We start from the raw sequence: 20,782 nt of genomic DNA, 5'->3' as shown, positions 1-20,782 counted from the left end.
GCCTTTTTGCGCTTGCGGTCTCATTAAAAAACTGAGCCAGCGATTTTGACTCAGTTTTCAGAACTGCGACTTGCGGAGAAATATCGGTTTAGAGTGATTCTACCGCCGTGATTTTGACTGCGAATGATCCGCCTGGCGTTTGAATATCAACGATGTCACCAATTTTCTTGCCGATCAGTGCTCGCGCAATTGGCGAATCATTGCTGATCTTGCCGGCCATGGGATCGGATTCGGCAGAACCCACGATCGAATATGACTCTGCGTCGTCTTCGCCGTCTTCCACAAACGTCACCTTCTTGCCAATGGCAACTTCGTCCGGTGCAGTGTCACTAGCATCAACGACCTTGGAATAGCGCAGTTGTTCTTCTAACAAACTGATGCGCGTTTCGTTGGTACTTTGTTCGTCTTTTGCTGATTCATACTCGGAATTCTCTGACAAGTCGCCAAAGCCGCGGGCAACTTTGATCCGTTCAATGATTTCTTGACGTTTAACTGTCTTTAATGTTTCCAATTCTTTTTCTATGTTTGCTTTTCCCTCAGCCGTCATTGGGAATGATTTCTCGGCCATTCAAAACACCTCTGAATAATTATTTCACGAATTACTTTTGTGTACAAGACAATATGATATGTGTTTGCCCTCGCTTTGTCAATCAAAAAAACAAAAACCTGATTGTCTTGGTTGGCGGATGGCAGTTTGCTACTGGGAAATTTGCTTGGTGTGAGCGTGTATTGGGCCTAACCAAGGTAGGTTGGCCGCAGCTTGCGCTGCGAAATTCGGGGTGAGCTCGCTGTGGGCGCTGTTTTGAGCCAATCCGCAAAGTGCGCGGCTTGTCTCAAAATCAGGCCTTGTCCTAAGCGGCAGAGCCGCCAAGGACAATTTCACGGCGATCTCACCCCGAATTTCTCCGCTCCAGCCGCTCAACGTTTTAACAGCCGTTTGAGCACTCCCGCCGACCAGCAAACTATCGCCAATTGATGGAGAGCCGCGCAATTGACGACCATGGTCAGTGGTTACAATCTTTAAATTGGTGACATCAGTGCAGTCTGTCTGCTGAACTAGGACAAGATTTTTCTGAATTAACTGAATCGGTCGTTCTTCACCCAAGAATTGTTCAGGAAACGAGTAGAGATGTTTGGCCTACGCAAAATGTCCTGACTTCCTAATCCGAACCCGTTGGTGTTACCGTACCACCTCAAAAGGGGCGATTGCTTTGACCTCTAGCTTGCAAAACCACTTCGTCAGATATCCAACTTCGATTGCAGATAGGCTCAATTCTGCCTACCTCAGGACGTGTGGCTCGGCGGTGAGATTATTCTTAGCGATTTATCGCTTAGAATAAGGCTCGATTTGAAGACAAGCCGCGCACTTTGCGGATTGGCTTCAAACGACGCCCACCGCGTTCCAGCCACGACAAACGTCCTGAGGCGGTTGCGTCCACACTATCCCCATCAACACCTGCAATCAAGCACCGACCGTTGGCATTGTCGTACCACCTCAAAAGTGGGCGATCGTTTTGACCGCTACCTCGCAAAAGCGCTTCGTTAAATACACAGCTTCGACTGCAGATAGGCTCAATTCTGCCTAGCAACCGGGTCGGGCCATGCGGCTCAGCGGTGAAATTATTCTTTGCGGCTTTGCCGCTTAGAATAAGGCTCGATTTTGAGACAAGCCGTGGGTTTCGGATTGGCTCAAAACGACGCCCACTGCGTTCCAGCCGCACAAATGGCCCGACCCGGTTGCGCTCACGCACAACACCCACCTAAAACCTGCAATCAAACACAAATCCAAGAATAGAAACCCAATCGCAAAAAGCGATGGACCAGCCGTAAATTCCGGCCGGTCACATCACTTTTTCACTCACTTATTTGCTAATTTCGATTGATTGATGACCGAACGCACCTTGGTCACGAGTAAATCGATCGCCACGCTGTTCTGTCCACCTTCTGGAATAATCACATCCGCATAACGCTTGGTCGGCTCAACGAATTGGTGGTAGGTGGGCTTGACCGTTTTGATATATTGGGCGAAAACGCTGTCGACACTCCGCCCGCGCTCATGAATGTCCCGTTCGACCCGACGTAACAAGCGAATGTCATCATCAGTGTCAACGTAAACTTTGATATCCATCAAATCACGAATCCGCGGATCATCCAGGATCAGGATGCCTTCAACGATAATCACATCCCGCGCCTCTTGGTGTCGCGTTTGTTCCGAGGGATTGTAGATCTCATAATCATACAAAGGTACATCGACCGGTTCCCGCCGCAGCAGCGTCTGTAAATGAGCCAAGAGTAGGTCATTATCAAAAGCCAAGGGATGGTCAAAATTGATTTGTTGACGCTGGGCTAAGGGTAACGGTGAATATTTATAATAGGCATCTTGCTGCAACATGGCGACAGAATGACCGGCAACACTTTCGAAAATTTTCTGACTAACCGTAGTCTTGCCGCTACCAGAACCTCCGGTAACGCCAATGATAACTGGCTTTTGCAACATGGGACGCCTCACTTTAACTTTTTACGCGAAATTTTTTAACAAAATAAAACGAGTACGGAGCGACACGAACTGTGATTACTGATCGAGACTGGCATTCCTAGCCAAATGCTCGTCATAGGTGACTGAGTAGTAAACTTTCCCAGTCTTCAAGTTGGCCACGAAGTACAAATAATTCTGATCACGATCGCTAGGTTCTAACACCGCTTGGATCGACTGCAAACTTGGCGAGTTGAAAGGTCCCGGCCCATACCCCTTGTTGATATACAAGTTATATGGCGAGTCCACCGATGTATCTTCATTTGTCAAAGACTCTTTGTGGGTATTCAAGGCATACATCACCGAAATATCAGATTGCAGCGGCATGTCGATTGCTAAACGGTTCAAAAAGACCCCCGCGATTTTCTTGCGGTCGGTTTCCTTGACCCCTTCACGCTCAACCAACGAAGCCAAGGTCAGCAACTCTTGAACGGTCATATCATTTTGTTTGAGGGTCGCGTAATACGGCGCTAACCGATCGTTGGTCGCTTTGACCATTGCCGTGACAGTACTCTTCAAGGTATCCCCTTGATAAATACTATAGGTCAATGGGAACAAGTAACCTTCCAACCGATAACGAACGCCCTTGGCCGCCATGGCAGATCCCATCAAATCAGGATATTTCTTCGCTAGATCTTGTAAATAGCTGTCATTCTTCATCAAGGATAGAAATTGTTTCTTGGTCCATTTGGTGTTCTTACCAATTGCCGTTCCGATTTCTTCGACAGTTACCCCTTCTTTGACCAGGACTTTCGCGATCACTTTCCGCTCCGAATGGCCTTTTTGCAACTGGGTAATGATCTGATCCAACGTCATTGATGGACTCAGGGAATATTCTCCCGCCTGAAAATCAGTATAATTATGCGCCTTGACATAGTAACTGAACACGGCTGCACTCTTAATGACTTTTTTATTTTGAAGCTTGGCGGCAATCTGCTTATTACTGGAACCGATCGGGATCTTGATCTCAACTTTGGTTTTGTCCGCACGATTGAGCGGTTCTAGTGAGGTGTGGATATAACGATACCCCATAAACGCAATCACGATCACTAAAATCGAAATAATGCCCACGATCCAATAAGCGATCCGGCTGGCTGCCCTTTTCTCAGCATTGTGGCGTGCTTTCTTCTCCTGCATCAACGCGGGACCTTCAGGCTGTGGTGACTCCTGTTTATCTTGGGAATGGTGAAAAGCCAAGGTAGATGCCCTCCTCTAAAAACATTCTTGCCCCATTATACCAAAAAGGGCGCCATTGCACCCTTTTTTTTACCAATTTTTATTAAATTAGTATTTGTCTGAAAACCAAGCAGAGAAAGTACTATGTTTTCTGAAAGAATTAACCTAACGAACTTGAGCGTGTAATTGCTCCGTCAATGCCTGGGTCACCTTGGCCATCGCCTGGTTGATCTCATCATCGGTCAAAGTCGCCGCAGGATTTTGGAAGTGGAGCCGATAAGCCAACGAGCGCTTCAAATGACCGATCTTCTCGCCAGCAAAGACGTCGAAGATTTGAACATTTTGCAAATACTTGCCAGCCTGCGCTGTAATCACCGCTTCAACTTCCGCGTTGGTCACCTGCTGATCCAAAATCAAGGCCAGATCACGATCGATCGCAGGATACTTAGCGGCTGGTTGCGCAACTAACGCTGGCAGGCTCGCCGCCAAAATCACGCTTAGATCCAGTTGCATCACATAAGTAGCCGGCAAATTGTGTTCATGTTGAACGTTGGGATGCACTTCACCGACAAACCCCAGTGTGGCTTCACCCAATTTAAGCCGTGCCGTCCGGCCTGGATGCAGATCACTCAAGCCTGTTTCCGCTTCGTAGACGACTTGATCTTGAACCCCGAGGATCGTCAGAAGTTCCTCAACCACACCCTTAGCGTCATAGAAATCGACCGCGCGCGGTTTGTTCAGCCAGCTGGGCTCGCTTAATTCTCCGCTCCACAGCGCCGCGATCATGGGCACTTCCAACGGCTGTGTTTCGGCGCCCTGAGGAATAAAAACATTGCCCTGTTCGAAAATTTGAACATTGTTTTGATGGCGGGCCAAATTATATTGCAAATCCAAAATCAGACCACTAACCAGATTTTCGCGCAAGTAGGCATGGTCTTGGGTCATGGGCCACGCTAACTTGATCGGTGCCGGCGCGTGCGCGGCAAAGGCGGTCGCTTGTGGCTCGGTCAGCAAGGAATAGCTGATCACTTCATCCAAGCCTTGGGCCAATAAATTCCGTTTCGCGGTGCGAATCAGTTGCTGGCGGTGATTGTAGGCGCCTTGCGTTTGAACCCCAGTTGGCAAAGTGCTGGGGAGTTTATCATAGCCATAAAGACGCGCGATCTCCTCGATCAAATCGGCTTCAATGCTAATGTCCCAACGACGCCGGGGCACGGTGACGAGAATTTGATCGCCTTGGTCTTGATGCTTGAATTGCAGATCCGTCAAGATCTGGCGCATTTCCGCCGCGCTGATCTGAGTGCCCAGCACATGGTTGACCCGCTGGGGATCGACCAGGACTTCTGGTTCGGCAGGCAAGACCTGATGCCCAATCACGGTGCCTTCACTGGCGGTTCCGTCGGCCAGATCACAAAGCAGTTGCACGGCGCGATCCAAGGCTTGGCCCACGTCATCTTGATTGATACCCTTTTCAAAACGAGTCGACGCCTCACTGTGCAAGTTGGTCCACTGCGCGGTTTTGCGAATAGCGGTCCCATTGAAAACAGCGGACTCAAGCAACACATTGGTCGTTTGTGCGTCGATTTCGCTATCGAGTCCGCCCATCACTCCGGCCAAGGCTAGCGGCTTTGTGCCATCAGTGATGACCAAATCGGTTGGGCGCAACGTCCATTCTTCGTCATCCAGGGTGGTTAGCTGCTCGTCAGTTCTAGCGGTCCGAACAACGATTTGCTTGCTAGGGATCTTATCGTAGTCGAACGCATGGAGCGGTTGCCCATATTCCAGTAAAACAAAATTCGTCACATCGACCACATTATTGATCGGACGAATGCCATTGTTCCACAGCCGAATTTGCAGCCACAAAGGACTAGGCTTGATGGTCACGTTTTGGACGACGCGCATTAGGTATTGCGGTACCAGTTCAAGATTCTCAACGTCAACTTTGATCAGCTCGTGGGTCGGTAAACCGGTGGCGTTCAAATTAACTTCTGGGAAGCGGGGTCGCTCGTGGAGCATCGCCCCAACTTCGTAAGCCGCGCCATGCATCCCTAGGGTATCCGCACGGTTTGGGGTAATATCGAAGTCGATCAGGCGATCGTCCATTCCTAAATAAAGGAACACCGCGTCACCCACTGGCTCCGGCTGTGGAAAAACATAGATTCCATTGGCAAATTCCTTAGGAACCACGCTATCACTGAACCCGATCTCTTGTAGACTGCAAATCATCCCTTCGGAAGCTTCACCGCGCATTTTACCGCGTTTGATCTTGACGTTCCCCGCAATCCGTGACCCAGGCAACGCAACGATCACATACTGATCAGCGGCCACATTCGGTGCGCCACAAACAATTTGGACAGGTTCGGCGGCTCCCAGATCAACTTGACACAAGGTCAAATGATCGGAATCTGGATGGGGTTTGGTACTCAAGATGTGGCCGATCACAATTTTCTTCAGGCCAGCGTCTGGCGCGATCACACTGGCAACTTCGATCCCGGTCACGGAGACTTGATCCGCCAATTTCTGCGGATCGATCCCGTGTAAATCGACCATTTGGTTCAACCATTGATATGAAATTTTCATTGTTATTTAACCTCCCGCTGGAACTGATGCAAAAAGCGCAGATCATTTTGGTAGAATTCGCGAATGTCATTGACCCCATATTTCAACATGGCGAAGCGGTCAGGTCCCAGTCCAAAGGCAAACCCACCAAATTCGACCGGATCAACACCGGCGCCGCGCAGAACATTGGGATGAACCATCCCCGCGCCTAAAACTTCGATCCAGCCCGTGTGTTTACAAACGCTGCAGCCCTTACCACCGCAAGCAAAACAAGAAATATCGACCTCGATCGAAGGCTCCGTGAACGGAAAATAACTTGGGCGCAAACGAATCTCACGTTCATCACCGAAAACATGACGCGCGACAACCTCCAACGTTCCTTTCAAATCGGCCATCGTCACATGATGATCGATCACCAATCCTTCGATCTGGTTGAATTGATGCGAGTGGGTCGCGTCGTCATTGTCCCGCCGGAAAACGCGGCCTGGACTGATCATTTTCAAAGGACCCTTGCTGAAATCGTGTGTCTCCAAAGTGCGGGCCTGGTTAGGTGATGTGTGGGTCCGCATCAACAATTCATCCGTGATATAAAAGGTGTCCTGCATATCGCGGGCGGGGTGATCCTTGGGGATATTCATCATTTCGAAATTATAATGGTCCGTTTCCACCTCAGGCCCATCAATGACTTCATAGCCCAAACCGATGAATAAATCTTCCAAATCATCGATCACCTGATTCAAGATATGCGGTGTCCCAACTTGCGCCTGCCGCCCCGGTAAGGTCACATCGACCGTTTCGTGAGCCAACCGTTGTTGCAACGACTTTTGGTCTAGCACTTGCAACTGCTGATCGATCGCGGTCGCCAATTCGGTCTTGATTTTATTGGCAAACTCGCCGACTTGCGGGCGCTCCGCAGCGCTGAGATCCTTCATCCCGCGCAAAACTTCGGTCAATGGTCCTTTTTTACCTAATAACTTGACTCTGATCTCATTCAACTGGCGCTGATCATCAGCCGCTTGAATATCCACCAGACCCTTTGTTTTCAATTCTTCCAATTTAGCTTTCAAGCCCATGGAAATGCCTCCCTTTTCTTACAAAAAATATTCTGAAAGCGTCAATCACTGTCTCGATTCTTTCTGAAAACGCGTTCAGAAAACAGCAAAAAACCTCGTCCCAATCAAGGGACGAGGCATCGCGGTACCACCCTACTTCAAACCAATTTCGACTTTGGTTTGCACTTTGTCATATCGCCGACCCGCGTGGTTTCCTAATAGCAGTCTTCGCACTGCGAAAACTCATTCAAAAACCAACTCAGAAAGGAATTCAATACCCTGATCAACTAACGAATTTTCAGCAAACATCGTCTCTCTGATGTTGTCTCAAGTACCTACTTGCTCTCTTCAACGCATTTATTATAGCATTATCTTACCGTTAGATCGGCCACAAGTCAAGGGGCACACCAATCAATGACGACAACTGAAAAGGCGTTACGATCGCGGTCACCACTTGGCGGCGCAACTTGATGGCGGTTGCCACTTTTCAAGGCGGTTTGATCGCGGTCACCACCTATCAAGACAATTTGAACGGGGCCACTGACACTGAGCGTTTGCGCTTTGGTCGTAATCTCCCTGATTGCTTGCCGGATCAGCAGGCGAGGCTGCGCCTGCGTAAATCCAATTAATCGCGATTGCTTCGTAATTGTTTCGCCCCAACTGACCGATTTCTTGGCGCTGTTGCTTGTTTTTAACGGGGCGTTTCTTAGCTTGTCAGGTCGAGTTGTTCGTTATTCAAGGAACTAAAAAACTGAACGCCTCGAGGATAACTTCGTGACGTTCAGTTCGCTTATTTCAAAGTAAGAACTCGTTTAAATCTCCCACTGATCCGCCCAAGCATGAACGGCATCCATCACTGGCAAGAGCGCGCGTCCTTTTTCGGTTAGGGCGTAGCTAACTTGGTGTCCTTCGGATTCAGAATGGCGATCAATAATCCCGGCGCTTTCCAGCTCCTTCAAGCGTTCAACCAGAACTCGATCAGAACATTTGGCGATTGCCTTGGCTAGGTCCTTAAAGCGTAATTCATTGTTCTCGCAAAGAACGCTAATGATCAGACCATTCCATTTCTTACCGAGAAATTCAAAAGTTTTTTCAAAACGTGGACAAATTTGACAAGGTTCATCTTCAACCACGTTCGTTGCGAAAAGATGAGTTGTTGTCATGGTATCTCCTCCATAATCTTTGGTCATACTATACAAGTGAACGAATAAATCTTAACGGTTTTTGTAAACGGTGCTTGGCGATTGCCCGCCAAGGCTTGGCAACTTCTTCGACGGCAACATAATCATCCACCAGAGAAACCACCCAACTCTCGCGATATTTCGGCACCGCTAGGGTCGCGCCAAACATATGCTTGATGATAATGTCCTTCTCTTTAGCTGACAGTTCAGTCAAGCGTTCGGCGTTCCGCAATGCGATTCGCGGATGAATGTACGCGTGTGTGCCACTATCAAATTTAGTCGTCCGCCAATCATAATAAAATAAATCATGCAACAAGCCAGCGCGCGCGGCCGCGCGATAATCCAAGCGTTGCCGCTTGCAGATCAAGTAGCTCATATACGAAACGCGCAAACTATGATCCAAGCGATTGGTATAGTGATGCTGGGTAAATTCTGCCAGCTTCTGCACTTGTGGTGTCCTTAATAAATTCTCAATGATCGCAACATATTCTTGGTCATCGCGCCAAGAAGCTAAATCTGTCATGCAAACGCTCCCTCATCAACACAATTGGGCCAACTTCAATTGGGAACATTGTACCAACTTTTCCCGGAAAAATAAACTTTTCTGACTTACCTTAACTTAGTCTTTAACTTGCAGCTGGAATTGATACATTAAAACTGCCGCCGCGATCGCCACATTAAGCGATTCCGCTTGGCCAAATATCGGCAAATACAAATTGTCATCCATCTGCGCCGCTAACTCCGGCCGCAAGCCATGGGCCTCATTACCCATCACCAAGCAATAACGCTCGCTGGCCAATTGACAGCGCCGAACATCAGTCGCCTGTTCATCGACCAACGTACCCAAAAGTTGATAACCAGCCGCTTGTTTAGTTGCCAGCCATTGCCCAAGGTCCGTTGTCGTCATAACTGGTAAATGGAACTCGCTACCTTGCATGGCGCGAACTGTTTTGCTATTCCAAGGATCGATCGAGCCTTCGCCAAACACCACGCCAGCAAAGCCAGCCGCGTCGGCGGTGCGCACCATCGTCCCGGCATTGCCAGGATCCTGAACATGATCAAGCGCAAGCCAAGGCAGCGCGGTCGCTGTGGTTTCCGCGCTATTTTCCAGCGGCATTTTGACGACTGCGAAATAACCATCCGTGGTTGTCGTGGACCGTAACGCTTCAGCGACACGCTGGCTGATTGTAAACTGCTCGATCGCGCTATCCGTTGGCCGCAACGCCAATTCCGCCTGGATCGTCGGCCAATGTTCCGCCACAGCCAAAATCACCGTCACGGTCGCTGTCGGGGCATGGAGCGCTTCTTTGAGCGAGTGCCAACCCTCCAACAAAAAGCTGCCGGTTTGTTCGCGATATTTTTTTTGTTGGAGCTTGCGGATCGTTTTAATTCGGTCATTTTTGGGTGAATCGATCACTTGCATCTGCGTCATTCCTTTTTTTGAAGTCCTAACTGCCATTCTACCACGCCTGCGACTGCGGCGCTGGGTTTTCCGCTGATTAAGGTCAACTCGCCGGTGTGCGCTTGTCGATATGTTTGGCGGACTTGGGTTGGAATAGCTTATGCGGTTGGTTATAAAGCAAAGTAGATTGGCCGCAGCTTGCGCTGCGCGTGGCGTTGGTGGCGGGCAAGTGTAGTAGGGCTCCAGGTCGGGCTGGGGGTGGTGGAACGCGGCGGGCACGATTTTGAGCTTTTCGGAAGTGCACCGAAAATCTCAAAACTCGGCCTTATTGTAGGCGATAAATCGCCAACAATAATATCGCGGCTGACTCACCCCCAGCCCGACCTTCCGCCGACAAGCGAACAGATCACCAACGCCACGCTCCGCTCCAGCCGCTCAACGTTATAGCAGCCGTTTGAGCACTCACGCCAATTGAAAAGCGATGGCCCATTGATGGAGAACCACGCAAATGACGACTGTGGTTAGTGGTTACCAGCTTTAAATTGGTGACACCAGTACAGTTTGTATGATGAAGGAACCAACTCTCAGCGAATCAACTGAATCGGTCGGTCTCCACTTAAGGATTGATGAGTGAACTGGTAAAGATGTTCAGTCTACACAAAATGCCCCGACAGCTTGATCCAATTCAGTTGGTGTTGCAGCATCACCTCAAAACGGGCAATTGTTTGACCTCTATCTTGCAAAACCACTTTGTCAGATACCCAACTTCAATTGCAGATAAGCTCAATTCTGTTCAGCAACCGGCTGGGACTGCGCGGCTCAGTGGTGAAATTGTCCTTTGCGGCTTTGCCGCTTAGGACAAGGCTCGATTTGAAGACAAGCCGCGCACTTTGCGGATTGGCTTCAAACGACGCCCACCACGTTCCAGTCCGCAACAGCAGTCCCAGCCGGTTGCGCTCACGCGCAACACCCACCAAAAACCTGCAATCAAGCGCAGGTTCAACAATAGAAACCTAGTGTTCCAACAACGCCCTTAATCTTTTTTACATTCGACAGAAAAATCCTGCTCTGGCGAACACGCCGGGGCAGGATCAAGATTGGTGCTACGTTAAATGATCAGTGCCGCTAGTCACGATCGCCGTCAGACGAGTCGTTGCGGCGCTGTTGTTTACCGGCGTTCCGAGCGCGATTACTTTCGTGAGAAGCTTGGACCTCAGGCGCTGTTTGGCTTTGATTAACACGCCAGTCAGCAAAAGTTGCTTCCGAAACAACCGTAACGATCGGATGTTCTTTCAAATCGGTATCGACTTCCCGACGAATTTTCGGCGTGATGACGTAGTTGGTGATCAATTGTTGGACCACGCCAATAATTGCAGTGGCAAAGAAGTACAGCCCTAAGCCAGCTGGCGCTACGATACTGATGAAGAAGGTCATGGCCGGGCTGATGATCATCATGGTCATCATTTGGCGGCGCTGTTCTTTCGGCGTGATGACGATCGACAGGCCTGATTGAACGGCATAGAGTAAGGTCGCGATCACCGCGATCAGAATACTTCGTTGCCCTAAAGAAATGCCGAAGAAGGTGGCTTTGGCGATCTCGGGCGAGAACTGTACCGCTTCGTAGAGTCCAGCCATGATCGGTAATTGCAGCAGTAACGGCAGGCAGCCCATGCCACCGGTCATACTCAAGTGGTTTTCTTGATAGACTTTCATGGTCAACTGGCTTAATTGGGCCGCTTCCGCTTGGGTTGCTTTGGAACGATAAGATTGGATCAAATCGATCTGCGGTTTAACTGCCTTCATTTTCTCAGTTTGCTTGGTTGATTTCTGCATTTGGTTCAATCGCAGTGGTAGCAAAATCAGTTGTACTGCCAACGTGATCAAAATCACACCCCAGCCAAAACTATTGGAGCCACCAATCAAATCACCGAACCATTGGATCATTGATTGCATTGGTGTCGCTAAATATTTATAGATCAAGCCATACAATCCACTGGAAGGTGGCTTGGCGTTCGTATAAGTCGCCGCGTTGGCACAGCCACTCAAGAGCAATAGTAGCGCCGCTGATAGGCCGCCTAGTTGCAACACCTGACGCTTGTTTTTCATTCGTTGAAATTCCCCTTTAATCCAATTTTCCACGTAACCTCCGCCGTGCGAAATCGTCGCGACCGCGGAAACATTCTAAAAACCACTATACCGAATCTGGCCGCGAAATACCAGTTGATTTTGATCCGACCGGCAAAAATACAGCTTTAGACTGAGACCAAAAGCTGACGGGTGCCGGTCCAACGACGACCGATTGGTGAGCCTCATCGGACGATGATGGCACCACCACTGGATCATCATTGGATCATCATTGAATCATCGTTGACCCAGCCCCCACATCAGTGGCGGCGCGGCGAACTTAGCCCACGACCCGAAATTTACCTAAAGCTGGCGCCGGCTCAATAGCGCTGACGGCAACTTCATCAACCCGTCCACTTGGTGTTGGCGACACCCTGACTGCGGCGATAAATTCTTTCAAATCAGCCGCTTCACCACTGGCTTCGATGTAAACCGAGCCATCGTCATTATTCCGCGTGATGCCCACGATTCGTAACCGATCCGCTACCATTTTCGTCATCCACCGAAAGCCGACACCTTGAACCCGACCGCGAACGGTCATTGCTACACCTTCACGCATGCTTTTTTGCCTCATTTCTTCAGTTGAACTTGATTTCCTGACGCCATCAATCGCTAAAACAACACCACGAATATCTCAACGCTTGGCCCAATCATTACTTTCATTATAACCGATTATCATAACCGATTATCAGCGAAAGTTGAGACCGACGAAACTTTCCGTGGCCGACGTCAAGGTCAATTTTGAACGTCAATTAGACCAAACCAAAACCTCGAATTCAATGAGACTGACTTCGAGGTCGGTTGCGGACACGGTATTCACAAAAAAGAGTGAGCGTCGGCCCGGGTAGCTAATGCTCAGAAGCTGGGCCGACAAACACGTTTCAATAAAAAACAGCGTTGCCAACAATAATTAAGCGCCAGTCAGGCTCATTTCCCGCCAGTGGGTTCATCAGGGCCCGCAATTAGAGCAGTCGCAGGTGGTTTGAGCGGCAAGGTCACCTTAAACAAGGACCCGGAATTCTCCACACTTTCCACGGTCAAATCGCCCCCATAGGCCTTGACCAAGCGATAGGCGATCGAAAGGCCTAAGCCATTGCCGCCGCGTTCCCGAGAACGCGCCTTGTCAACCCGATAAAAGCGGTTGAAGATGCGTTGCTGGTCTTGCGCGGAGATACCTAGCCCAAAGTCTTGTACCACAATATGCAGATGATGTTGGCCCATATCGGCGCCCAAATGGACTTCCTTGCGACTGGCTGAATATTTGACGGCGTTATCCAACAAAATAATCAACAGCTGCTCCAAGTGATGCCGATTCATGCGGACCATCGTTGCCGGTGGGAGATCCACGTCGGCTTGCACCAGGAAATCAGGATGCAACATCTGAATGTTGTCAACAACTTGAGAAATAACCGCCGGGACATCAGCCTCTTCATGAACGGATTTCAAATCGACCTGTTCCGCCCTGGTTAACTGCAACATTTCCTCGATCAGCGAATTCATCCGCGTGGCTTCTTGTGTCGCCGCCTCTAAGGATTCCGCGAGAACTTCGGGATCATCCTTGCCCCACCGATTCAACAATTGCAGGTGCCCTTGGATCACCGCCACCGGTGTCCGCAATTCATGGGACACATCGCCGACAAATTGCTTTTGTTGTTCAATGTATTGCTGGATTTGATCCAACATGCTATTGAATTGTTGGGCCAAGTCGCTGATCTCATCATTGCCCGACAATTGTGGAATCCGCGCGGTAGATTCGGGCGATTGATCGATCGTCCGAATTGTTTTGGAAATCAAATTCAACCGCTTTAACAGGCGATGAACAATAATATAGCCGACACTCCCACTGAATAGCACCGCCACCGCGATCAAAACGGTCATTTGCCAACGGAGTTCTTGGGTGGAGCGATAAAGGCTGTCCATTTGATTGACCAGCATGACATACCCGGTCAACCGATTGCTGGTTCTTTCGCGGACAGGAATCGTGGTCACGATCACCCGCCGCCCCTGGGAACGAATCAATTGTTGCGTGCGTTTACTGACTGGTTTGAATTCAATCGCCGTGTCCCGCGAAATAAAGACTTGTTCTTCTTCGCGGTTATAAACCGAAACGGATAAGTCTGACCGGGACAACTGATTGAAAATCGAGTCCTCGTAGAAAGGATCGGAATTGGTTTGTTCGCGGCTGGCGCCACTCACATCGTCGTTTTGATAATATTCAGGGGTCATCAACGGCACCACTTTGGCGATAGTCAAATTGTCCTTGACACTCCGCAAGCGGTCGGTGACCAGTTTGGTCGTTTCAGCGGTGGCTGTTTTCTCTTGCGCCAACAAATTATTGCTAAATGTCGCGTAAATAATACTGGCAAAAATCACGAATGTAAAAAAAATGGTCAGGCCAACAGCGGCTGACCATTTAACTCGCAAAGTTAAACGCATTTTTTTCTTGGGTTGCTTGGTTGGTTCGTCACGTTTCTCTGCCATTGTTCGCGCCTACGAATGCATGACATAGCCCGTGCCACGGACTGTTTGAATGTAACTGCGGCGGTTGGGCCGATCGATCTTGTTCCGTAGATAACGGACGTAAACATCAACAACATTGGTCGCGACTTGCTCATTGTAGCCCCAAACCTGCCGCAAAAGTTCATCACGAGCAACAACGGTGTTGGCGTTTTCCACCAGGATCATCAACAAGGAGGATTCCCGCTTTGAAAGTTGAATGATCTCATTACCGCGAATCACGGTTCTGGTCTGCGGTTCAATGATCAAATCACGGAAAACGATCTGCTTTTGTTGGGAAGCGCGGGATTGCCGTTCCATATCAGAACGCCGAATCAAAGCCCGCAACCGTGCCAGTAATTCCTCGATTGCAAACGGCTTCACCAAATAATCATCCGCGCCATCATCTAAACCAGCGACCCGATCTAACACGGAATCCTTGGCGGTAACCATAATGATTGGCGTAGACTTCTCCTTGCGCACCCGGCGACAAACTTCAAAGCCATTCAAATCTGGTAACATCAAATCAAGCAAAATCACGTCCCAGTCTTCTTTCAAGGCTAGATCCAACCCTGCCCGGCCATTACCTTCAACCTTGGTTTCATAACCTTCATGAGACAATTCCAAGTCTAAAAAACGGGCTAAGTTTTTCTCATCTTCGATTATTAAAATCTTCTTACTCGAGTCTAATTTAGACACCCCCATTATATTTACAACAACCTTTGTCTGGAGAATCAATCTTATTGCTGCTAGTATTTTAACATAAGATGGAGATTCCCGCCAGACAATCTCTCATATTGTTTTAATATATTAGACTTTCCCGGAAAAGTCAATCACTAAGGACAAGGCTTAACGAAATTGTCACTAAAATTACACAGGTTTAAGATTTCTCAGAAACATTCACCTGAATTTCTTCCAATTTCGGCGTTCTTGCGTGGCTTAGCTTTCTTTTCGTAGGGGCAGCCTTTATAATTGAAAGAGCAGGCCAAGCCAAGAGAAGCTGATTGTCAACCATGTTCAACCTGATTCTCACCACGATTCCCCTACGATCATGGCCTTGATCGAACTGATTTGGGTAAAGCGGTTCGGCCATTCTGGAGAACGGGCTAGCACTTGCAAATTTGCTTGAGCAACACGCAAGCAACAATGGAGGAGTAAGATGTATACATTCACGATGCTGATCGCAATGATCGGCATGTTGCTGATCCCCTATGGTGTGATCACTTGGCTGAAGCGCCGGAAAAGTCAGCAAACGACCAAGCTAGCGGCTGTTTTGGCTGCCGCTGGGGTTGTCCTGTTCTTAGGCGGCGCCACCGCCAACGGGCAAGTCAAAACAGCCCAGGAGCAGCAAGTCGCGGCGGACAAAGCCGCCAGTGTTTCTAGTCGGCAAGTCGCGGCCAAGACCAGTTCCAAAGCCGCCGCGAAAGCAGAGAAGGCAGCCGCGGCCAGTTCCCGCAGCGCCGCCAGCAGTTCCAAAAAGGCGGCCGCCCAGTCCTCATCGATCAAGGTGGCCACCGAGAAGGCCGCGGCCGAGAAAAAAGCGGCCGAAACCAAGCGCAAACAAAGCAACACGAATCTGGCCAGTTTGACCTACCAAGGGACGCAAACAATCAATGTCAATCAGGGTCAACCAACTTTTTCCAGCGCTGACCTCAGTCTGGCCGAAGGTGCTTGGGAGAAATACGGCGAGCTCGATCAACTGAACCGTGCCACCTCCGCTGAGGCGATGCTCAACCAAAGCATTATGCCCACAGGGAAACGTGGTAGTATTAGCGAAGTTACCCCCACCGGCTGGAAAAATAAGAAAATCAACGGTGGTTATCTGTTCAACCGCTCTCATTTGATTGGCTGGGCCTTAGCCGGCGAGAACGCGAATTGGAAGAACTTAATCACCGGCACGCGGCAATTGAACAGCCCCGAAATGTTACGTTATGAAATGGACGTGAAGGCTTATCTCGAACAGAGTAGCAAGAATTATGTGCGCTATTCTGTCACGCCGATTTTCCGCGGTAATGAGCTGCTGGCCCGCGGTGTCCATATGATGGCGCAAGCGGTCAACAGCCAAGCCATCTCTTTCAATGTTTATATTTTCAATGTCCAAAGTGGCGTCACCCTAAATTACGCCGATGGCTCCAGCAACGTTGGTCAAGCGACCGGCTCAACGGGAACCACGAGCGCGGCCGGCGCCGGCAGTACCACCCGGCCCAGCCAGAATAGTGGTAACCAAGCAGCCAGTAGCTCCCAGACCACCACGCAAAATAACCAGGCCCAAAATAACCAAAACACCACACCAACTGGCCAAGTTGTTTTCGTCACCCCGACTGGCAAACGTTACCACAAATACGCCCACGGCAACGGCACTTTCACCAAAACCTCTTTACAGGACGCCAAAAGTCGCGGTCTGACGCCTTGCCAAGTTTGTTGGTAAGCCACCGGATCTGTGAGACTCGCGCCTCGTCGCCAAATGATTGTCTTGGCTAAATCGCGACGAGGCCAGAATCAACCATCGCTTCCGGCCTTAACCGTTATCTGAAGCCCAGACGGTCGAAAACGTCCGCTTCCAGCCATTCAACCGGCAGCACCGATAACGCACTCAAGCCAAGCAAAAAGAGCTTGACCCTTTTCTAGCAATCACACTAGATTTTGGGTCAAGCTCTTTTTAATGGGGCTAAAATTTTTTATGGTCGAGTTTCTCTATTGTTCTGTGTACCACGTATAGTGAACTTTCAACGGTGACAGCTCATTAACGTGGCATGTACCGTATTTGTACCATATTTTGACTTCTTAAGATCACATTTTATTTAAATGCGGCTATTTTCTTCCTATATAATGGAACCAACTTTTAAAATATCGCTGAAACTTTAAAAGTTTAGGATATATATTTGATTTAGTTTGTAAGTCTACCGATTTTTAGAAAACCCCAAATCAGCTTGCAGACCAATTTAGCGGAAATCACTACTTTAAAAGCCTTAAATATGGTTTTTCGTCTGCAACAGATGGACTTTGATCAGCAAGACTTGTTTCTAACATACTTTCGAGTTCATCGATAGGCAAAGGTAATTCAGAAAAAAACTCATTTTTAGAAACAACGTTATTTTCAATAATCATTTTAAACATTTTTTTAAATAAAGATGGGTGCTCAATTGGTAGTACATCATCGAATGGCTCAGATTTTCTCCACTTATGCCAAGAAATTTGTTTATTCAAATATAGTTTTTGATCGTCATTAATTAATCCAAGCAAGGATGTCTTCTGCACCATGGCAGCAATCGACACAAGCCAATATTTTTTCAGTCTTTTATAAAACTCTAACGAGGTTGAAAGCAAGCTATCTGAAAAAGCTTCATCAGGCAACAAAAAATATGATGCAAATAAGTTCGCCTGATGTTCAATCTTATTTTTCAAAATTCGATCAGAATAATTCTCTAAATCCTCTACAGAACTATGAAGTAACATATGCCCAAGTTCATGGGCAATGTTAAACCTTCTTCTCACGGCCGATTCATGATTATCAGCAAGAACAATAAATGGCCTTCCTTGATACATGTGTGATACTGCATCTAACGTGTGATCTTCCATATTTGATTCTACAATCACTATTCCGTTAACTTCCGCCTTATTTATCAGATGCACGATGGGACTTGATGAATCAAAGTTCCACGTAACTCTTAATTCCTCAGCCTTTTCCTTAATTTCATCATCAGTAATTTCATCAATATCTTTATCAATTATTTCTGGCAAGTTTACATTGGGAAAATTGATATATTTTGAAAAAAAGTTATATGTCGCAATAGAAAATTTTATTCTTTCAGATTGCATGTTACGCTTTTTCTTTGTCGCCGCACTCTGACTTCTAAAAAATGTTGCACCAACCATCAATTCAGTAGAATCACTCGTAAAGAATTGAATTGGATACTTTAAAACTGAAATAATCTTTAATAAACTCTCACCTTTTGGGACGGTTTTCCCCGACTCATAATTTGAAATCATTTGACGCGATATATTTGATTTTTCAGCAAGCTCTTTCATGGTTAAGCCTTCAGCAACGCGCGCAGAAGTCAACTGTCGGGGATTGAAATTAGTTTCCACCCGTTCCTTCATTTTTATCACCTGCTATAATATTTTGTGCCGTTTGAGTAAAGGACAATTGCAGTTGTTCCCTCATGCTTGATTCTGACGATCCTAATATAATTGGATAGTTATAAATTGAAAGATTATCAACCCAAGCTGATTCTCCCGCAGCTGGTAAACTTAAATTAACGAACTGTAGTTTATAATTATATCCGCCATATGTCAATATCAAAGACAGTTGACTTGATGAATCTATCATGATCGAAGACTCTTCTTTAGGGGCAAATAAATCAATTTGTCGATTCAATAAGCTATCATTATATCGGTAGGCTGCATTTTTGGGAAAGCTATTTTTACTTTGAATTTTTGCAGGCGTTATTACTGCACCATCAACTCTAATTAACGGATAAGTATAACCATTTGCGTATTTACTAACCGTTTTTGGAAGAATTTCAATATCTATTCCTGAATTAATCAGTGTTTTTTTCAATGCAACATCAACAAGTCCATTTCTAAGATGACCATAAGCCTTTCTTAAATCTGGCTGTTGCAAAATCTTATTTTGATTAACTAAATCATCCAAATACCTATAGGCTTCGCGTACCGCAAAATTCAGCATTCCTGGTAGACGCTTATCAAACTTATTATCAATGCACTCCTGAATAATTCCCATTCAATGGTCCTCCTATTAACATCATACTATGTATGTTAATAGATTACCTTTTTTTAAAAAAAATGTCAACACATAACTATATTAGCTCAAAATAAAAAAGCCTACCTCCAATTAAGGAAGTAGGCTTGTTTTAATAAACTAATATTTGATTAGGGTAAATCATAGAATTAATGGTCTTACCGTTTTGAGCTGCAAGCGTGTACATGCTGATACCTAGTTTTGAACCAATCAACCACCAACTATCTCCGTGCTTAACCGTGTAAGTTAGAGCGGTGTTGGCAGTTGTCGAGCCGATAGTTAGACGTTGTCCGGGATAAATCATTGAGTTAATGGTTTTGCCGTTACGTGCAGCCAATGTATACATGCTAACGCCAAATTTATTAGCAATCGCCCACCAGCTATCTCCGTACTGCACGGTGTAATCACCGGTGGAACTATTAACTGCTGTACTTGTATTGCCAACACTTAATAACTCAATGTCGGACTTGTTAATCCAACTCATGATACCAGCAAGTAACACTTGGTTGCCACTGACTTGTTGCACTTTATAGGTTTTACCGCGAACCCAAGTTGGCATCCCAACGCCATTAGCCCAACGACTGGTGGTCAAATTGACCTTAACAGTATCACCGACTTTGATGTTAGCTTTAGCTGTATTATTAGCCGCCTGACCAGCATTAGTCGCGGGCGTCGAAGTGTCCGGCTTAACAATAACCTTGCCAGTATCAGTCTTGTGACTCGAACCATAACCGTTGTCAGTAATACCAGTTAAATCAATATTACCATCAAGGCCGCCGGCGATATATGTGCTGGTAAACTGGAAAATCGCAATGTTGTTGAATGATGGAAAATAATTGTAATTAGGTGTCGGTGTCACAGCATAATTAGGATACTCGGCCATCCAGAGTGGGTACTGCGCCGCAATCGTACTTAGATTAAGATGGCTTGTCAGGAACGATTTATAGCCATACAGCATCGCTGTGTAACCTGCGGCCTGTACACGACCTAAAGCATACAAAACTGAGTCAGTATCGGGATAACCATCCTCAATATCCAATGCTACGATTGAGCCTTTAGGTGTCTGAACCTTTGGCAAATAGTAATTAAGCATCTGATCGGCTTGCTGACGTCCAGTAAATCGACCGTAGATATAAGTGTGAGTTCGCTTACCCGCAGCAATTGCAGATGAAACTTGTGTCTTGTAAGTCCACTGATCAATAAAGCTGCCATTATAATAACCGCCAACTTGGCTGATGACAAACTTGTCTCGCTGATATCCGTAAACGCCGTTAGCTCCTTGGTATTTACTCCAGTCAACTCCCTGGTCACCCTTGGCCGCATTCACATAATTTGCTGGCACGGCCATAAATCATAACCACCCGTAAAACGGGTGGTTTGCTCCAGGGCTATAAGCCCTATGTACTGGCCAGCGTCTCAAGGCGCTGGCTTTTATAATTCAAAGCCAAACTGCGTTTGTCACTTCTGCCACCGCTTTAAGCGGTGTTTGTACTACTC

General features: G+C 47.5%; 21 protein-coding genes and 1 other annotated feature. Of the genes, 3 read left to right on the top strand and 18 right to left on the bottom strand.

From position 1 onward, the window contains the following. Positions 1-88: 88 nt before the first annotated feature. From greA to EKM94_RS12875, 3 genes are all read right to left on the bottom strand, one after another. Entirely contained in the window at positions 89-568 is a 480-nt protein-coding gene (gene greA, locus EKM94_RS09640) for a transcription elongation factor GreA (protein WP_125601067.1), read from the bottom strand. A 129-nt stretch (positions 569-697) separates the two neighbouring features. Beyond that, entirely contained in the window at positions 698-1,105 is a 408-nt protein-coding gene (locus tag EKM94_RS09635) for a hypothetical protein (protein ID WP_125601064.1), read from the bottom strand. 179 nt (positions 1,106-1,284) lie between these two features. Further along, positions 1,285-1,410 (bottom strand): hypothetical protein, encoded by a 126-nt coding sequence (locus EKM94_RS12875; protein ID WP_263853251.1) that lies wholly within the window; start codon positions 1,408-1,410, stop codon positions 1,285-1,287. Positions 1,411-1,614: 204 nt separating this feature from the next. Here EKM94_RS12875 and EKM94_RS12465 point away from each other — a divergent pair, with 204 nt between their 5' ends. Then, positions 1,615-1,764 (top strand): hypothetical protein, encoded by a 150-nt coding sequence (locus EKM94_RS12465; RefSeq protein ID WP_164511187.1) that lies wholly within the window; start codon positions 1,615-1,617, stop codon positions 1,762-1,764. Between the two features lie 94 nt (positions 1,765-1,858). Here the strand turns inward: EKM94_RS12465 and udk are convergent, their stop codons facing one another. The 4 genes from udk to pheS all read right to left on the bottom strand — a co-directional run bounded on the left by udk (position 1,859) and on the right by pheS (position 7,341). Further along, a complete protein-coding gene (gene udk / locus EKM94_RS09630; protein WP_379861806.1) occupies positions 1,859-2,494 on the bottom strand; it encodes a uridine kinase in 636 nt (211 codons plus the stop codon). A 78-nt stretch (positions 2,495-2,572) separates the two neighbouring features. After that, positions 2,573-3,670: an endolytic transglycosylase MltG gene (mltG, locus tag EKM94_RS09625; RefSeq protein WP_125601170.1), complete on the bottom strand. Its 1,098-nt coding sequence runs from the start codon at positions 3,668-3,670 to the stop codon at positions 2,573-2,575. A 204-nt stretch (positions 3,671-3,874) separates the two neighbouring features. Further along, positions 3,875-6,289 carry a phenylalanine--tRNA ligase subunit beta gene (gene pheT / locus EKM94_RS09620; protein ID WP_125601058.1) on the bottom strand — a complete coding sequence of 805 codons (2,415 nt, stop codon included), beginning with the start codon at positions 6,287-6,289 and terminating at the stop codon, positions 3,875-3,877. A gap of 2 nt (positions 6,290-6,291) precedes the next feature. Beyond that, the gene (gene pheS, locus EKM94_RS09615) at positions 6,292-7,341 is read right to left on the bottom strand and encodes a phenylalanine--tRNA ligase subunit alpha (protein ID WP_164511186.1); all 1,050 of its coding nucleotides are present in this window, start codon (positions 7,339-7,341) and stop codon (positions 6,292-6,294) included. Between the two features lie 104 nt (positions 7,342-7,445). Further along, positions 7,446-7,681, bottom strand: a binding site (T-box leader). 109 nt (positions 7,682-7,790) lie between these two features. On the opposite strand from pheS, the gene EKM94_RS12460 reads away from it, so the two are divergent. After that, entirely contained in the window at positions 7,791-7,949 is a 159-nt protein-coding gene (locus tag EKM94_RS12460) for a hypothetical protein (protein ID WP_164511185.1), read from the top strand. A gap of 183 nt (positions 7,950-8,132) precedes the next feature. On the opposite strand, the gene EKM94_RS09610 is transcribed toward EKM94_RS12460, so the two are convergent. From EKM94_RS09610 to EKM94_RS09575, 8 genes are all read right to left on the bottom strand, one after another. Continuing rightward, positions 8,133-8,483 (bottom strand): winged helix-turn-helix transcriptional regulator, encoded by a 351-nt coding sequence (locus EKM94_RS09610; protein WP_125601055.1) that lies wholly within the window; start codon positions 8,481-8,483, stop codon positions 8,133-8,135. Positions 8,484-8,511: 28 nt separating this feature from the next. Beyond that, positions 8,512-9,024, bottom strand: a complete 513-nt coding sequence (locus tag EKM94_RS09605) for an HD domain-containing protein (RefSeq protein ID WP_125601052.1) — start codon at positions 9,022-9,024, stop codon at positions 8,512-8,514. A gap of 96 nt (positions 9,025-9,120) precedes the next feature. Next, positions 9,121-9,960, bottom strand: a complete 840-nt coding sequence (locus tag EKM94_RS09600) for a TrmH family RNA methyltransferase (protein WP_125601049.1) — start codon at positions 9,958-9,960, stop codon at positions 9,121-9,123. 710 nt (positions 9,961-10,670) lie between these two features. Next, positions 10,671-10,877: a hypothetical protein gene (locus EKM94_RS09595; RefSeq protein ID WP_125601046.1), complete on the bottom strand. Its 207-nt coding sequence runs from the start codon at positions 10,875-10,877 to the stop codon at positions 10,671-10,673. Positions 10,878-11,028: 151 nt separating this feature from the next. Further along, on the bottom strand, positions 11,029-12,009 hold the full coding sequence (gene yidC, locus EKM94_RS09590) for a membrane protein insertase YidC (protein ID WP_125601043.1): 981 nt from the start codon (positions 12,007-12,009) through the stop codon (positions 11,029-11,031). Between the two features lie 298 nt (positions 12,010-12,307). Beyond that, on the bottom strand, positions 12,308-12,586 hold the full coding sequence (locus tag EKM94_RS09585) for an acylphosphatase (protein WP_125601040.1): 279 nt from the start codon (positions 12,584-12,586) through the stop codon (positions 12,308-12,310). A 368-nt stretch (positions 12,587-12,954) separates the two neighbouring features. After that, positions 12,955-14,508 carry a HAMP domain-containing sensor histidine kinase gene (locus EKM94_RS09580; protein WP_125601037.1) on the bottom strand — a complete coding sequence of 518 codons (1,554 nt, stop codon included), beginning with the start codon at positions 14,506-14,508 and terminating at the stop codon, positions 12,955-12,957. A gap of 9 nt (positions 14,509-14,517) precedes the next feature. Next, positions 14,518-15,222, bottom strand: coding sequence for a response regulator transcription factor (locus EKM94_RS09575; protein WP_379861811.1), 705 nt, complete (start codon positions 15,220-15,222; stop codon positions 14,518-14,520). Between the two features lie 502 nt (positions 15,223-15,724). On the opposite strand from EKM94_RS09575, the gene EKM94_RS09570 reads away from it, so the two are divergent. Beyond that, positions 15,725-16,951 (top strand): DNA/RNA non-specific endonuclease, encoded by a 1,227-nt coding sequence (locus tag EKM94_RS09570; protein WP_449826294.1) that lies wholly within the window; start codon positions 15,725-15,727, stop codon positions 16,949-16,951. Between the two features lie 527 nt (positions 16,952-17,478). Here the strand turns inward: EKM94_RS09570 and EKM94_RS09565 are convergent. From EKM94_RS09565 to EKM94_RS09555, 3 genes are all read right to left on the bottom strand, one after another. Next, positions 17,479-18,624: an XRE family transcriptional regulator gene (locus EKM94_RS09565; protein ID WP_125601032.1), complete on the bottom strand. Its 1,146-nt coding sequence runs from the start codon at positions 18,622-18,624 to the stop codon at positions 17,479-17,481. Further along, positions 18,602-19,267 carry a hypothetical protein gene (locus tag EKM94_RS09560; protein ID WP_125601029.1) on the bottom strand — a complete coding sequence of 222 codons (666 nt, stop codon included), beginning with the start codon at positions 19,265-19,267 and terminating at the stop codon, positions 18,602-18,604. Before EKM94_RS09560 ends, EKM94_RS09565 begins: the two co-directional genes overlap by 23 nt. Positions 19,268-19,397: 130 nt before the next feature. After that, complete coding sequence (locus EKM94_RS09555) at positions 19,398-20,633, bottom strand: LysM peptidoglycan-binding domain-containing protein (protein WP_125601026.1); 1,236 nt, start codon at positions 20,631-20,633, stop codon at positions 19,398-19,400. Between the last annotated feature and the right edge of the window lie 149 nt (positions 20,634-20,782).

Source organism: Lapidilactobacillus achengensis, from assembly GCF_003946655.1.
GTDB lineage: Bacteria > Bacillota > Bacilli > Lactobacillales > Lactobacillaceae > Lapidilactobacillus > Lapidilactobacillus achengensis.
Note: the sequence above shows the minus strand (reverse complement) of the source record. Positions and strands in the feature narration are given on the sequence as shown.

Excerpts from the sequence above, each read along its gene's own strand:
- mltG (WP_125601170.1), bottom strand. The coding sequence starts at position 3,670 with ATGCAGGAGAAGAAAGCACGCCACAATGCTGAGAAAAGGGCAGCCAGC.
- EKM94_RS09605 (WP_125601052.1), bottom strand. The coding sequence starts at position 9,024 with ATGACAGATTTAGCTTCTTGGCGCGATGACCAAGAATATGTTGCGATC.
- EKM94_RS09565 (WP_125601032.1), bottom strand. The coding sequence starts at position 18,624 with ATGAAGGAACGGGTGGAAACTAATTTCAATCCCCGACAGTTGACTTCT.
- EKM94_RS09610 (WP_125601055.1), bottom strand. The coding sequence starts at position 8,483 with ATGACAACAACTCATCTTTTCGCAACGAACGTGGTTGAAGATGAACCT.
- greA (WP_125601067.1), bottom strand. The coding sequence starts at position 568 with ATGGCCGAGAAATCATTCCCAATGACGGCTGAGGGAAAAGCAAACATA.
- pheS (WP_164511186.1), bottom strand. The coding sequence starts at position 7,341 with ATGGGCTTGAAAGCTAAATTGGAAGAATTGAAAACAAAGGGTCTGGTG.
- EKM94_RS09600 (WP_125601049.1), bottom strand. The coding sequence starts at position 9,960 with ATGGCAGTTAGGACTTCAAAAAAAGGAATGACGCAGATGCAAGTGATC.
- EKM94_RS09585 (WP_125601040.1), bottom strand. The coding sequence starts at position 12,586 with ATGCGTGAAGGTGTAGCAATGACCGTTCGCGGTCGGGTTCAAGGTGTC.
- EKM94_RS09560 (WP_125601029.1), bottom strand. The coding sequence starts at position 19,267 with ATGGGAATTATTCAGGAGTGCATTGATAATAAGTTTGATAAGCGTCTA.
- yidC (WP_125601043.1), bottom strand. The coding sequence starts at position 12,009 with ATGAAAAACAAGCGTCAGGTGTTGCAACTAGGCGGCCTATCAGCGGCG.
- pheT (WP_125601058.1), bottom strand. The coding sequence starts at position 6,289 with ATGAAAATTTCATATCAATGGTTGAACCAAATGGTCGATTTACACGGG.
- EKM94_RS12460 (WP_164511185.1), top strand. The coding sequence starts at position 7,791 with ATGGCGGTTGCCACTTTTCAAGGCGGTTTGATCGCGGTCACCACCTAT.
- EKM94_RS09555 (WP_125601026.1), bottom strand. The coding sequence starts at position 20,633 with ATGGCCGTGCCAGCAAATTATGTGAATGCGGCCAAGGGTGACCAGGGA.
- EKM94_RS09580 (WP_125601037.1), bottom strand. The coding sequence starts at position 14,508 with ATGGCAGAGAAACGTGACGAACCAACCAAGCAACCCAAGAAAAAAATG.